The organism is Pseudomonas sp. St290 (assembly GCF_018325805.1).
Lineage (GTDB): Bacteria > Pseudomonadota > Gammaproteobacteria > Pseudomonadales > Pseudomonadaceae > Aquipseudomonas > Aquipseudomonas bijieensis.
Genome location: NZ_AP014703.1, coordinates 1,513,171 through 1,525,467, shown reverse-complemented (window position 1 = coordinate 1,525,467; position 12,297 = coordinate 1,513,171). Strand labels below are relative to the sequence as shown.

13 protein-coding genes are annotated in these 12,297 nt (G+C 61.1%); 5 read left to right on the top strand and 8 right to left on the bottom strand.

All coding sequences use genetic code 11. The features are described 5' to 3' along the window. Nucleotides 1-73: 73 nt before the first annotated feature. Nucleotides 74-1,066 (bottom strand): NAD-dependent epimerase/dehydratase family protein, encoded by a 993-nt coding sequence (locus PBDP_RS06660; RefSeq protein WP_109755780.1) that lies wholly within the window; start codon nucleotides 1,064-1,066, stop codon nucleotides 74-76. Nucleotides 1,067-1,153: 87 nt separating this feature from the next. Beyond that, nucleotides 1,154-2,053 carry a LysR family transcriptional regulator ArgP gene (locus tag PBDP_RS06655; RefSeq protein WP_109755779.1) on the bottom strand — a complete coding sequence of 300 codons (900 nt, stop codon included), beginning with the start codon at nucleotides 2,051-2,053 and terminating at the stop codon, nucleotides 1,154-1,156. Nucleotides 2,054-2,151: 98 nt separating this feature from the next. On the opposite strand from PBDP_RS06655, the gene PBDP_RS06650 reads away from it, so the two are divergent. The 4 genes from PBDP_RS06650 (at nucleotide 2,152) to PBDP_RS06635 (ending at nucleotide 7,391) form a co-directional block, all read left to right on the top strand. Then, nucleotides 2,152-2,754, top strand: coding sequence for a LysE/ArgO family amino acid transporter (locus PBDP_RS06650; protein WP_109755778.1), 603 nt, complete (start codon nucleotides 2,152-2,154; stop codon nucleotides 2,752-2,754). Nucleotides 2,755-2,929: 175 nt separating this feature from the next. Continuing rightward, nucleotides 2,930-3,529, top strand: coding sequence for a superoxide dismutase (locus tag PBDP_RS06645; RefSeq protein WP_109755777.1), 600 nt, complete (start codon nucleotides 2,930-2,932; stop codon nucleotides 3,527-3,529). 294 nt (nucleotides 3,530-3,823) lie between these two features. Beyond that, nucleotides 3,824-5,875: a putative bifunctional diguanylate cyclase/phosphodiesterase gene (locus PBDP_RS06640; protein WP_116831631.1), complete on the top strand. Its 2,052-nt coding sequence runs from the start codon at nucleotides 3,824-3,826 to the stop codon at nucleotides 5,873-5,875. 172 nt (nucleotides 5,876-6,047) lie between these two features. Next, on the top strand, nucleotides 6,048-7,391 hold the full coding sequence (locus PBDP_RS06635) for an imelysin family protein (protein WP_109755775.1): 1,344 nt from the start codon (nucleotides 6,048-6,050) through the stop codon (nucleotides 7,389-7,391). Between the two features lie 263 nt (nucleotides 7,392-7,654). Here the strand turns inward: PBDP_RS06635 and PBDP_RS06630 are convergent, their stop codons facing one another. From PBDP_RS06630 to PBDP_RS06615, 4 genes are all read right to left on the bottom strand, one after another. Continuing rightward, entirely contained in the window at nucleotides 7,655-8,893 is a 1,239-nt protein-coding gene (locus PBDP_RS06630; protein WP_109755774.1) for an RNA polymerase sigma factor, read from the bottom strand. Continuing rightward, a complete protein-coding gene (locus tag PBDP_RS06625; protein ID WP_109755773.1) occupies nucleotides 8,893-9,369 on the bottom strand; it encodes an SRPBCC family protein in 477 nt (158 codons plus the stop codon). Before PBDP_RS06625 ends, PBDP_RS06630 begins: the two co-directional genes overlap by 1 nt. Nucleotides 9,370-9,396: 27 nt before the next feature. Continuing rightward, the gene (locus tag PBDP_RS06620; protein ID WP_003198606.1) at nucleotides 9,397-9,741 is read right to left on the bottom strand and encodes a YciI family protein; all 345 of its coding nucleotides are present in this window, start codon (nucleotides 9,739-9,741) and stop codon (nucleotides 9,397-9,399) included. A 67-nt stretch (nucleotides 9,742-9,808) separates the two neighbouring features. Continuing rightward, on the bottom strand, nucleotides 9,809-10,243 hold the full coding sequence (locus tag PBDP_RS06615; RefSeq protein ID WP_212801981.1) for a YybH family protein: 435 nt from the start codon (nucleotides 10,241-10,243) through the stop codon (nucleotides 9,809-9,811). A gap of 140 nt (nucleotides 10,244-10,383) precedes the next feature. Between PBDP_RS06615 and PBDP_RS06610 the strand changes: the two genes are divergently transcribed. Beyond that, complete coding sequence (locus PBDP_RS06610) at nucleotides 10,384-10,869, top strand: GNAT family N-acetyltransferase (RefSeq protein WP_116831628.1); 486 nt, start codon at nucleotides 10,384-10,386, stop codon at nucleotides 10,867-10,869. 130 nt (nucleotides 10,870-10,999) lie between these two features. Here PBDP_RS06610 and PBDP_RS06605 read toward each other — a convergent pair whose 3' ends face one another. Both PBDP_RS06605 and PBDP_RS06600 read right to left on the bottom strand, forming a co-directional pair. Next, nucleotides 11,000-11,488 (bottom strand): GyrI-like domain-containing protein, encoded by a 489-nt coding sequence (locus tag PBDP_RS06605; protein ID WP_109755770.1) that lies wholly within the window; start codon nucleotides 11,486-11,488, stop codon nucleotides 11,000-11,002. Between the two features lie 80 nt (nucleotides 11,489-11,568). Further along, nucleotides 11,569-12,231 (bottom strand): LysE family translocator, encoded by a 663-nt coding sequence (locus tag PBDP_RS06600; protein WP_109755769.1) that lies wholly within the window; start codon nucleotides 12,229-12,231, stop codon nucleotides 11,569-11,571. Nucleotides 12,232-12,297 lie beyond the last annotated feature (66 nt).

Here is a 12,297-nt window from a genome sequence, read left to right as displayed (position 1 = left end):
TGCGGCGAGTATAACCCCCTCGCCCGCCGCACCGATTGACCCCGAACATGACACTCGGTTCATGACGGGCCGATCAGCGGGCATTTTGGACCCTCCACCAAGCGCAAAATTCATCGAGGGCGGTCCACAGGCTGACTTGCGGATCGTAATCCAGATAATGCCGCGCCCGGCTGATGTCCAGGGTGAAACTTTTGTTCATGACCTGCATGCCCAGGCGCGACAGCGTCGGTTCGGGGCGGCCCGGCCACAGCTTGCAGAAACCTTCATTCAAGGCCGCGACACTGTAAGCCAAGCCGTAGGAACGATAACGCCGGACCTGTGGGACTTCCATCTGACGCATCACATAATTGACCACGTCCCATAGCGGAACCGGTGCCCCGTTGCTGATGTTGTAGGCCTTGCCCAAGGCTGAATCGGTCGCCAGCAGGCTGCTGAGCAATGCTTCATTGAGGTTTTGCACGCTGGTGAAATCCACCCTGTTCAACCCGTTGCCAACAATGGCCAGGCGCCCCTTGCGCTGCATTTTCAACAGGCGCGGGAAAATGCTCATATCACCGGCGCCGGTCACGAAACGCGGGCGCAGGGCCAGCACTTCGAGGCCGAATTCCTGGGCGCCGAAGACCTTCTGCTCGGCCAGGTACTTGGTGGCGGCGTAGGGGTGCTTGAAGCGCTTGGGCACTTGTTCTTCGGTCAGCCCGAGGTGATCACGGCCGTCGAAGTAGATGGACGGCGAGGACAGATGAACCAGGCGGCGAACCTTCTGCTTGAGGCAGGCCTCGACGACATTTTCCGTCACCTGGACATTGCCCTGGTGAAAATCCTGGTAGCGGCCCCAAAGCCCCACGGAGCCGGCGCAATGCACGACGGCCTCGACATCCAGGCACAAATCGCGGGCCAGCAGCGGGTCGCTCAGATCCCCTTGGACAAACTGTGCACCGCGCCGCACCAGGTGCTCCACGCTCTCGGCCCGGCGACCGTTGACCCGTACATCCAGGCCTTGCTCCAGGGCGAAACGCGCAAAGCGCCCGCCGATGAAGCCGCTCGCGCCGGTGACCAGAATTTTCATGAATGCTCCTAAGAAATGCGGTTACGAGCCTCAAGCTACAACCTGCAAATTAATCTGTGCGCTGCTTATTTAGTTGCAGCTTGACGTCTATTGCGGCTCCCAAGGCACCAGCCATTGCCGGGAGGATTGAATCAACTGTTCGGTCAATGAACCGAGCAACTGCCCGCCGTTGCGCCAATAATGCCAGTACAGCGGCACATCGATCGGTTTATCTGCCAACAACTCCACCAGCTCGCCTCGTTCCAGTTGCCCACGCACTTGCAGCTCCGGCGCCAGCCCCCAGCCGAGGCCGGCCTCGGCAAGACGGATGAATCCTTCGGACGACGGGCACAGATGGTGCTCGAAACCGCCCTCCACCCCCAGGGACGCGAGGTAGCGGTGTTGCAGGAAATCGTCCGGGCCAAACACCAGTGCCGGCGTATGGGCCAACTGATCAGCGCGCGCGCCATCGGGGAAATGCCTGGCTATGAACGCCGGACTGGCCAGGGCCCGATAACGCATGGCCCCCAGCAATACGCTGCGGGCGCCAGCCACAGGACGCTCACTGGCGCAAACACACGCCGCCACTTCGCCAGCGCGCATGCGCTTGAGGCCGACGGTCTGGTCTTCTACCACCAAGTCGAGCAACAGATGATGCCGGGCGCAGAAATCGCCCACAGCCGCTGCCCACCACGTCGCCAGGCTGTCGGCATTCAAGGCGATGCGCAGGCGTTCGGGCAGGCCCTCTTCATCCAGTGCCGGTACCAAACTTTGCAGGTCACGCTCTAACAGACGCACCTGTTGCACATGGTTGAGCAAGCGGCGACCGATCTCGGTCGGCGCAGGCGGCGTGGCACGCACCAGTACGGGCTGGCCGACCCGCGCCTCGAGCAGTTTGATGCGCTGGGAAATCGCCGATTGCGACAGCCCCAGTACCTGGGCGGCCCGCTCGAAACCGGCTTGCTCGACGACCGCCGCCAGGGCGGAAAGCAATTTGTAATCGAACATCAGTTTTCCTAATGAGCAATCAGCAAGATTGGTTTTTCTTATACAGCTTGCCACCGGAGAATGGCCAGCATTCAAGCATCGACGGGGGAGTAAAAATCATGTGGCAAAGCTACGTTAACGGACTGCTGGTGGCACTTGGGCTGATCATGGCCATTGGCGCGCAGAACGCGTTTGTGCTGGCCCAGAGCCTGCGTCGCGAGCATCACTTGCCGGTAGCGGCGCTGTGTATCACCTGCGATGCGTTGCTGGTCGCCGCCGGCGTGTTCGGGCTGGCGACCTTGCTGGCTCAAAGCCCGTTGCTGCTGTCGATCGCTCGCTGGGGCGGCGCGATATTCCTGCTCTGGTACGGCAGCCAGGCGTTGCGTCGGGCCTGCTCGAAACAGAGCCTGCAACAAGGGGAAAAACAGGCCGTGCGCTCGCTACGGGCGGTACTGCTCAGCGCGCTGGCGGTGACGCTGCTCAATCCCCACGTGTACCTCGATACCGTGTTGCTGATCGGCTCCCTCGGTGCCCAGCAAAGTGTCCCCGGTGCCTATGTGGTGGGGGCGGCCAGCGCCTCACTGCTGTGGTTCTTCACCCTGGCCTTCGGTGCCGCGTGGCTGGCACCCTGGCTGGCTCGTCCAAGCACCTGGCGGATTCTCGACCTGCTGGTGGCGGCGATGATGTTTACCGTGGCGGTGCAATTGATCGTCAACGGCTGATTATTCCAAACCGCTCTGGAACCTCTATCCCACACAGTTGTTGCGTGGTTATGCCGCACCCCCGGTGCTATGATCCGACTCCTGCGCCGCAAAGAGTACAAACTCCCCGGCGCTAGTCTGGCCGCCCGTGATCGGCCTTGCGCTCACCGCAACTGACCTGATTAGGAGAATCACCATGGCTTTCGAATTGCCGCCGCTGCCCTATCCACACGACGCACTGGCGCCGCACATCTCCAAAGAAACTCTGGAATTCCACCACGACAAGCACCACAACACCTATGTCGTGAACCTGAACAACCTGGTGCCAGGCACCGAGTTCGAAGGCAAGTCCCTGGAAGAAATCGTCAAGACTTCCTCGGGCGGTATCTTCAACAACGCCGCTCAGGTCTGGAACCACACCTTCTACTGGAACTGCCTGGCGCCAAACGCCGGCGGTCAACCAACCGGCGAATTGGCCGAAGCCATCAACAAGGCCTTCGGTTCGTTCGACAAGTTCAAGGAAGAGTTCAGCAAGACTTCCATCGGCACCTTCGGTTCCGGCTGGGGCTGGCTGGTGAAAAAGGCTGACGGATCCCTGGCCCTGGCCAGCACCATCGGCGCCGGCAACCCGCTGACCAGCGGCGACACCCCGCTGCTGACTTGCGACGTCTGGGAACACGCCTACTACATCGACTACCGTAACCTTCGTCCGAAATACGTCGAAGCGTTCTGGAACCTGGTCAATTGGGAATTCGTGGCCGAGCAGTTCAAAGGCAGCAAGGCCTTCGCCGCGTAAGTCGCGATGCCAGACAAAAGAACCCGGCACCGCGCCGGGTTTTTTTCGCCGGGTAAAAATGTCCGCAGGCAAAATACCTCGCGTCTGGAACCCAAGAAAAAATCCCTGGAGGCCTCAAGTTGCGGCCCCTTCCAACCGACACAATGGTCATAGAGCAAACACTCTGGAAAAAACGTACATCGGTCAGGTTTCAAGCGAAAACCCTTGTGTTTGATTGTCCCTTTGACTGCCATCACAGGATTGCCAATACTCATGGCAACTTGACGCTACCCGCACGGAACAAGGAACCACTCTTTGAAGCTGGAACTCAAGAACAGCTTGTCTGTGAAGTTGCTCCGGGTCGTGCTCCTCTCGGCATTGATCGTTGGCATGATCTTGAGCTGCGCCCAGATCGTGTTCGATGCCTATAAAACCAACCAGGCTGTCGCCAGTGACGCCCACCGTATCCTCGATATGTTCCGCGATCCTTCGACCCAGGCCGTCTACAGCCTGGACCGGGAAATGGGCATGCAAGTGATCGAGGGCCTGTTCCAGGACAAAGCCGTGCGCATGGCTTCCATCGGCCATCCCCGCGAAACCATGCTCGCCGAAAAAACCCGGCCCTTGCAGCACTCCGAAAGCCGCTGGCTGACCGACCTGATCCTGGGCAAGGAGCGCACTTACACCACGCAACTGGTAGGACGCGGGCCCTACAGTGAATATTACGGCGACCTGAGCATTACGCTCGACACCGCCACCTACGGCGAGGGTTTCATCGTCAATTCGGTGATCATCTTCATTTCCGGGATGCTGCGGGCCCTGGCCATGGGCCTGGTGTTGTACCTGGTCTATCACTGGCTGCTGACCAAACCGTTGTCGCGGATCATCGAGCACCTGACTGAAATCAACCCGGATCGCCCCAGCGAGCACAAGATCCCGCAGTTGCGAGGCCACGAGCAAAACGAGCTGGGCCTGTGGATCAATACGGCCAACCAATTGCTCGAATCCATCGAGCGCAACACGCACCTGCGCCACGAAGCGGAAAACAGCCTGCTGCGAATGGCCCAGTACGACTTTCTCACCGGCCTGCCCAACCGCCAGCAGCTTCAACAGCAACTGGACAAGATCCTGGTGGATGCCGGGCGCCTGCAACGCCGGGTAGCGGTGCTGTGTGTGGGGCTGGATGATTTCAAGGGTATCAACGAACAGTTCAGCTACCAGACCGGCGACCAGTTGCTGCTGGCCTTGGCCGATCGGCTGCGGGCCCACAGTGGCCGGCTCGGCGCCCTGGCGCGACTGGGGGGCGACCAGTTCGCCCTGGTCCAGGCCGACATCGAACAGCCTTACGAGGCCGCCGAGCTGGCCCAGAGCATCCTCGATGACCTGGAAGCGCCGTTCGTCATCGACGACCAGCAAATCCGCCTGCGGGCCACCATCGGTATCACCCTCTTCCCCGAAGATGGCGACAGCACCGAGAAACTGTTGCAGAAAGCCGAGCAGACCATGACCCTGGCCAAGAGTCGCTCACGCAATCGCTACCAGTTCTACATCGCCAGCGTCGACAGCGAAATGCGCCGCCGGCGTGAACTGGAAAAAGACTTGCGCGAGGCCCTGGCCCGCGAGCAGTTCTCCCTGGTGTACCAGCCACAGATCAGTTACCGCGACCTGCGCGTGGTGGGCACCGAAGCCCTGATCCGCTGGCATCATCCCGAGCACGGCCTGGTGCCGCCGGACCTGTTCATTCCCCTGGCCGAGCAGAACGGCACCATCATCGCCATTGGCGAATGGGTACTGGACCAGGCTTGCAGTCAATTGCGCGAATGGCACGACCAGGGCTTCGTCGACCTGCGCATGGCGGTCAACCTGTCGACGGTGCAACTGCACCACGCCGAATTGCCACGGGTGGTGAACAATCTCCTGCAAATGTACCGGCTGCCGCCGCGCAGCCTGGAGCTGGAAGTCACCGAAACCGGCCTGATGGAAGACATCACCACCGCTGCCCAGCATTTGCTGAGCCTGCGCCGTTCCGGGGCGCTGATTGCCATCGATGACTTCGGGACCGGCTATTCGTCCCTGAGCTACCTCAAGAGCCTGCCGCTGGACAAGATCAAGATCGACAAGAGCTTCGTCCAGGACCTGCTCGACGACGAGGACGACGCCACCATCGTCCGGGCCATCATCCAATTGGGCAAGAGCCTGGGGATGCAGGTCATTGCCGAGGGCGTCGAGACAGTCGAGCAGGAAGCCTACATCATCGCCGAGGGCTGCCACGAAGGTCAGGGGTATTACTACAGCAAACCACTGCCGGCACGGGAATTGGGCGCTTATCTGAAGCAGGCCGAGCGCAGCAAGGTTTCCATCATCTGATTCCCCCTCCCAGGCGCCTACAGACGCTGCCGAAAGGCAGCGATCCGCATCATTAAATAAGAAATATTTACAACCATAACCCTTTACACATAATGCAAATCTTTCGCATTATGTCGCAGTTTTTGCGCACCCTCGCGCCTGTCCCATCCATCACCGAAGCAGGATGTTCGCCATGATTCGTATGCCCCTGGCTACCGCCAGTCTGCTGGCCATCGCTATTTCCCTCGCCGGTTGCGGCGAAGGCAAAGACAAGGCCGCCGCGCCGCAAGCGCCAACGCCTGCCGCCAGCACCGCGGCACCGGTCGCCCCTGCTGCTGCCGGCAAAGTCGACGAAGCCGCCGCCAAGGCCGTTGTCGCGCACTATGCCGACATCGTCTATGCCGTCTACAGCGATGCCGAATCCACTGCGAAGACCCTGCAAACCGCCGTCGACGCGTTCCTGGCCAAGCCGAACGCCGAGACCCTGAAAGCCGCCAGGGCTGCCTGGGTCGCCGCACGCGTGCCGTACCTGCAAAGCGAAGTGTTCCGCTTCGGCAACACCATCATCGACGACTGGGAAGGCCAGGTGAACGCCTGGCCCCTGGACGAAGGCCTGATCGACTACGTCGACAAGTCCTACGAGCACGCCCTGGGCAACCCGGGCGCCACCGCCAACATCATCGCCAACACTGAAGTCCAGGTGGGCGAAGACAAGGTCGACGTGAAGGACATCACCCCGGAAAAACTCGCCAGTCTCAACGAGCTGGGCGGTTCCGAGGCGAACGTCGCCACCGGCTACCACGCCATCGAATTCCTGCTGTGGGGCCAGGACCTCAACGGCACCGGCCCTGGCGCGGGCAACCGTCCGGCTTCGGACTACCTGCAAGGTGCCGGCGCCACGGGCGGCCACAACGACCGTCGCCGTGCCTACCTCAAGTCCGTGACCCAATTGCTGGTCAGCGACCTGGAAGAAATGGTCGGCAACTGGAAGCCGAACGTGACCGACAACTACCGCGCCACCCTGGAAGCCGAACCAGCCGAAAGCGGCCTGCGCAAGATGCTGTTCGGCATGGGCAGCCTGTCCCTGGGCGAACTGGCGGGCGAGCGCATGAAGGTGTCCCTGGAGGCCAACTCGCCAGAAGACGAGCAGGATTGCTTCAGCGACAACACCCACAACTCGCACTTCTACGATGCCAAGGGCGTGCGCAACGTGTACCTGGGCGAATACACCCGCGTCGACGGTACCAAGATGACCGGTGCCAGCCTTTCGTCCCTGGTGGCCAAGGCCGACCCGGCCGCCGACACCGCGCTCAAGGCCGACCTGGCGGATACCGAGGCCAAGATCCAGGTCATGGTCGATCACGCCAACAAGGGTGAGCACTACGACCAACTGATCGCCGCAGGCAACACTGCCGGCAATCAGATCGTGCGCGACGCCATCGCCGCACTGGTCAAGCAGACCGGTTCGATCGAACAGGCTGCGGGCAAGCTGGGCATCAGCGACCTGAACCCGGACAACGCTGATCACGAGTTCTGATCAACGCGAGAAACAAAACCTGTGGGAGCGAGCCTGCTCGCGATGAGGGCATATCAGTCGACATCACGGTTGGCTGATCCGCCGCTATCGCGAGCAGGCTCGCTCCCACAGTTGATTTCAGCTGTTCACAAAAGTGATGCCAGCCACAGACCCTGTGGGAGCGGGCTTGCTCGCGAAGACGTCGGCACAGTCGACATTGATGTAGCCTGACACTCAGCCTTCGCGAGCAAGCCCGCTCCCACAGGAACTTCGTTGTTTGTGGTTCATCGCTGCAATCCAGCAAGCCGCCCTTCGATAAATCGCCGTTCGGGCAGTTGCTGCGTCAGTTCGAGCGCACGTCGGTACGCGGCCCTGGCCTCGTCCACTTGCCCCAACTGCCGACAGAACTCCGCCCGTGCCGAATAGGCCAGGTGATAGTCAGTCAAATCCCCCCTGGCGAGTATCCCGTCAACGAGGCGCAAGCCTGCTTCCGGTCCGTCGCGCTTGGCCAGGGCGGCGGCGCGATTGAGCTCGATTACCGGCGACGGCACAGCCCGCAACAAAACATCATAAAGCCCGACGATCTGCGGCCAGTCGGTCTGCTCCGCCGTCGGCGCTTCGGCATGCACCGCCGCAATCGCCGCTTGCAGGCAGTACGGCCCGAACCGCCGGGTCTTCAGCGCGGCTTCCACCAACCCACAGCCCTCGGCGATCATCTCGGCGTCCCACAACGAGCGCTCTTGCTCATCCAGCAGGATCAGCTCGCCAGTCGACGACGTTCGCGCCGGTCGCCGGGACTCGTGCAGCAACATCAACGCCAGCAACCCCATGACCTCGGCCTCGGGCAGCAACTCCATCAACAAACGCCCAAGGCGGATGGCTTCGCGGGTCAGGTCTTCGCGAGTCAACTCAGCGCCCATCGACGCCGAATAACCTTCGTTGAACACCAGGTAGATCACCCGCAGCACGCTGTCCAACCGTTCCGGCAGCTCCGCACGAGACGGCACCTGGTAAGGGATCCCGGCATCGCGGATTTTCGCCTTGGCCCGCACGATGCGTTGGGCTATGGCCGCCGGGGCGGCGAGGAAAGCCCGGGCGATTTGCTCGGTGGTCAGGTCGCAGACTTCCCGCAGCGTCAGGGGCACCTGGGTATCAGCCGCCAGGGCCGGGTGGCAACAGGTAAAAATCAGCCGCAGGCGATCGTCTTCCACGTCTTCCTCACTCCATTGGCCCTGTTCCAGCTCTTCGAGCTGGGCGATCAACATCGGCCGGGACGCGGCGAAACGCGCGCGCCTGCGCAAACTGTCGATGGCCTTGAAACGCCCGGCAGACACCAGCCAAGCCCGCGGGTTGTCCGGCACACCGTCGCGCTGCCAGCGCTCGACCGCAATGAAGAAGGCCTCGTGCAAGGCTTCTTCGGCGAGGTCGAAGTCCCCCAGCAGGCGAATCAGCGTCGCCAGGATCCGCCGCGAGTCTTGCCGATAAACCTGCTCGACGCGCGCCTTGACCGTTTCGGCCGACATCAGTCGGGCATGCCTTGGGTAACCAGTGCCTCAAGCCGATCCAAGCTCTGGCCCCACCCCTCATGGAAGCCCATGGCTTCGTGCGCCTGACGGTCCTCCTCGCTCCAGTGCAGCGCACGGGCGGTGTAATGGGTTTTGCCGTCCACCTCCTCGAGCAGCACCTCTGCGGTCATGAAGGCCTTACCGGAGGGGATCCAACCGGGCACGAACGCATCGGTGAACACCAGGCGCCGCGGGGCGAGGATTTCCAGGAACACGCCCATGGTCGGGTATTCACTGCCGTCGGGCGCATGCATCAGGGTGCGAAACTGGCCGCCGACCCATAGGTCCATTTCGCACTCTGGCGTGGTCATGCCATGGGGGCCCCACCATTGGACCAGCAAGGCCGGCTCGGTCCAGGCGCGGAAAATCTTCTGGCGCGGGGCATCGATCACCCGGCTGATGGATAACGCGTAAGCGGCAGCTGCAAGGTTCATGAATGAAATCCTGTTTGTGCTTGTTGTTCAGGGGTTCAGTTGGCGAACCGGTCGTACTTCGACGCAGCCGACCCGGGCCGCCGGAATATTGCCGGCGACCTGGATGGCTTCGTTGAGGTCCTTGGCATCGATCAGGTAGAAGCCCGCCAGTTGCTCCTTGGTTTCGGCGAACGGACCGTCGGTGATCGACAGCTTGCCGCCGCGCATGCGCACCGTGGTAGCGGTCTGCACCGACTCCAGGGCCTCGGCGGCGAGCATGCGCCCACTGCCTTGGATCGATTCGGCATAGGCCATGCACTCGGCGTCCTCCGGGCTGTCGGGCGAGTTATGCAGCGTGTGTTCGTTGCTATACACCAGGCATAGGTACTTCATGGAAGGCTCCGTGATCGAACTGATCAACTATGAACGGCTGGAAGACACTCGGCGAAAAAACCGACGATCAGGGTTGCAGGTCGAACAGCGCCGTACCGGCCATCGGATCGAACGGCGCGGACCAATGCTCATGGACGATCCGCCATTGCCCGGCTGCACGCTGGTAGCAGGCCGTCACACGCATCCAGCAGGCCTGTTCTTCGCCTTTGTCGTTGGTGCCGCCGCAATAGGCCAGCCAGTGGGCGAAGGCGATGTTCTCAGCCGAGGTGATCTTGACCTGGTGGAAATCGAACTTGTGCGGGCCGGGGCACATTTCCATGCAGGCTTGCCAATGGGCCCGGTAAGCGGCCTTACCCTTGAATTGCAAGGCCTGGATGGCGTCGAACGAGACAATGTTCTCGTCGTAGAGCGCCATGACCTTGTCAACGTCCTTGGCCATGACGGCTTGGCGATAGGTGTCGATCAGGGCCTGGATCTGGGTTTCAGTGGCTTGGGTATTCATGGTGATTCTCCGCAGGTTTTTATTGAAGACACCCTTCGTCGTTTGGAGAAACAGCGAATCGACAACCCAACAAAAATAATTCAAGGAAAAAATTCGCTAGAATCCAAATCCAATTCTGCCGGCAGACAACGGACGTTTTTGTGACCGTTCAGCTCGTACCCTACGAAGACCTGACCCCGCTTCAACGCGAACAGGTCAGCGCCATCGAAATCCACCCCGAACAGATCAAGTTCGCCGGCGATATCCACGGTGCCCTGCACACGCTGCTGTCCAAGCCCGGCCCCGGGGTCAGGGGCTTTGCACTATTGGCTGAGCAGGTGCCGGTGGCCTTCCTGCTGCTCAAGCGCCCGCCGGTACTGCCCGCCTGGGCCAATGAACACAGCGCCACCCTGCATGCCCTGCAAGTCGACTATCGGGCCCAGGGCAAAGGTTATGGCAAGGCCTGCCTGCAGGCGCTACCCGCCGTGGCGCGAGCCGCCTGGCCGGAAATCCGCGGGCTGGAACTCTCGGTGGACGCCGACAACGACTCGGCCATCGGCCTGTACACCCGGCTGGGCTGGGTCGACAGTGGCGAGGCCTACAGGGGCCGCATCGGTTATGAGCGGCGGATGGGGTTGGTGTTTTGACCAAGGCATGACACTTCTGTGGCAGCGAGCGCGATAGCGGTGGCACATCCAACCTCAATGCAAGCTGGCCCACCCCAATCGCGAGCAGGCTCGCTCCCACAGGTTTCCCATTGCGCAAAAAGGGTGATGATCAGCTCGGCTTGAGCGGGATCCAGATCTCCAGGGTGCCTTGGCCGGTCCTGGGGTTGAAGTCTTCGCTGTAGCGTTCGAATTCCGGTGTGCAGGCCCCTTCATGACCGGACTGCGGTAACCACTCGCTCCAGATGTACTGGAAAGTTTGCGGCAGTGTCTTCAACGGGCCCCGATGTTCGAACACGGCGTAGCGCCCGGGCGGGATTTCGATCCAATGGTATTGTTCCGGCAGATCGTCGAGCCGGCTGATTTCCACGCCGGCAATGTATTCGAACCCGCCCTCCTCGTCCGGGTTGCAACACACACCGTAGGTCACTTCATCTTTCTGCCCTGGCACCTTGCCGAGCCAGGGCAGGAACTTTTCCCAAAGCAAAGGGATATCTTGGGCAGTGTCCTGGGTAAAACGAGCACCGAAGCCGGCGATGAGCTGAAAACGTCCCTGTTCAAAGCGTGGTTCGGCTGTGTAATCGCGTTTATGCTTTTCCATGCGGCAACACTCCAGCAAAACTTGAAGTCGGGCTTGGCAGTATAGAAGCCAAACGGTGATTGCCAGGGCCGTTTCGCTTATCAGATGCCAGGCAAGGCGCCGGCGACGGTTTTTCCTACAAACTCGTTGTAGCCAGAAACAATCACATACACCGCAAAATAACAGAAGATCGCAGCGGATGCCCAATAGGAGTAACGCAACAGTTTATCCCCCAACAGTCTGCCGCCCTGGGTCGCTGCCAGGCACAGAGCCGCACACCACAGCAGCCCGGCGCAGAGAAAACCGCTGAGAAACAGCGCCGAACTGAGCAAGGTCCCGCCACCCGAACGAGCGATCAACGTACCACCCACCGCCGCGAACCAGAGAATGGCACTGGGCGATGACATGGCCAGGAAAATCCCGCGAAAAAACTCCTGGCGCGAGGAGTTGCCCTGCACCTCGCCAGCCTCGGCCAGCACTGCGCTGTGATAGATCGCCGAATGGATCATCTTCGCCGCGAAATACAGCAACAGCACCGAGCCACCGAGCCACAACACCCAACGCACCGCTTCGTATTGCAGCAGCACGGTCATGCCGGCCAGGGCCAGGACCGCATAGACCAGGTCGCCCACGCAGGTGCCCAGGCCCAGGGCGAAACCCTGGAAATAGCCGCGCTGCATCGCCAGGGTGATCATCGCGATATTGGCCACGCCAATGTCCAGGCACAGGGAGAGACTCAGCAGGAAACCGCTGGAAAATTCCATCATTCATTCCGTTCGATTGGGGTGCGGCGAATTCAACTGCCCGCAGCCGTCATTGATGGCCGCGCG

Bases quoted from the DNA above. Each gene is read 5' to 3' on its own strand.
- PBDP_RS06660 (WP_109755780.1), bottom strand. From the start codon at position 1,066: ATGAAAATTCTGGTCACCGGCGCGAGCGGCTTCATCGGCGGGCGCTTT.
- PBDP_RS06655 (WP_109755779.1), bottom strand. From the start codon at position 2,053: ATGTTCGATTACAAATTGCTTTCCGCCCTGGCGGCGGTCGTCGAGCAA.
- PBDP_RS06650 (WP_109755778.1), top strand. From the start codon at position 2,152: ATGTGGCAAAGCTACGTTAACGGACTGCTGGTGGCACTTGGGCTGATC.
- PBDP_RS06645 (WP_109755777.1), top strand. From the start codon at position 2,930: ATGGCTTTCGAATTGCCGCCGCTGCCCTATCCACACGACGCACTGGCG.
- PBDP_RS06635 (WP_109755775.1), top strand. From the start codon at position 6,048: ATGATTCGTATGCCCCTGGCTACCGCCAGTCTGCTGGCCATCGCTATT.
- PBDP_RS06630 (WP_109755774.1), bottom strand. From the start codon at position 8,893: ATGTCGGCCGAAACGGTCAAGGCGCGCGTCGAGCAGGTTTATCGGCAA.
- PBDP_RS06625 (WP_109755773.1), bottom strand. From the start codon at position 9,369: ATGAACCTTGCAGCTGCCGCTTACGCGTTATCCATCAGCCGGGTGATC.
- PBDP_RS06620 (WP_003198606.1), bottom strand. From the start codon at position 9,741: ATGAAGTACCTATGCCTGGTGTATAGCAACGAACACACGCTGCATAAC.
- PBDP_RS06615 (WP_212801981.1), bottom strand. From the start codon at position 10,243: ATGAATACCCAAGCCACTGAAACCCAGATCCAGGCCCTGATCGACACC.
- PBDP_RS06605 (WP_109755770.1), bottom strand. From the start codon at position 11,488: ATGGAAAAGCATAAACGCGATTACACAGCCGAACCACGCTTTGAACAG.
- PBDP_RS06600 (WP_109755769.1), bottom strand. From the start codon at position 12,231: ATGGAATTTTCCAGCGGTTTCCTGCTGAGTCTCTCCCTGTGCCTGGAC.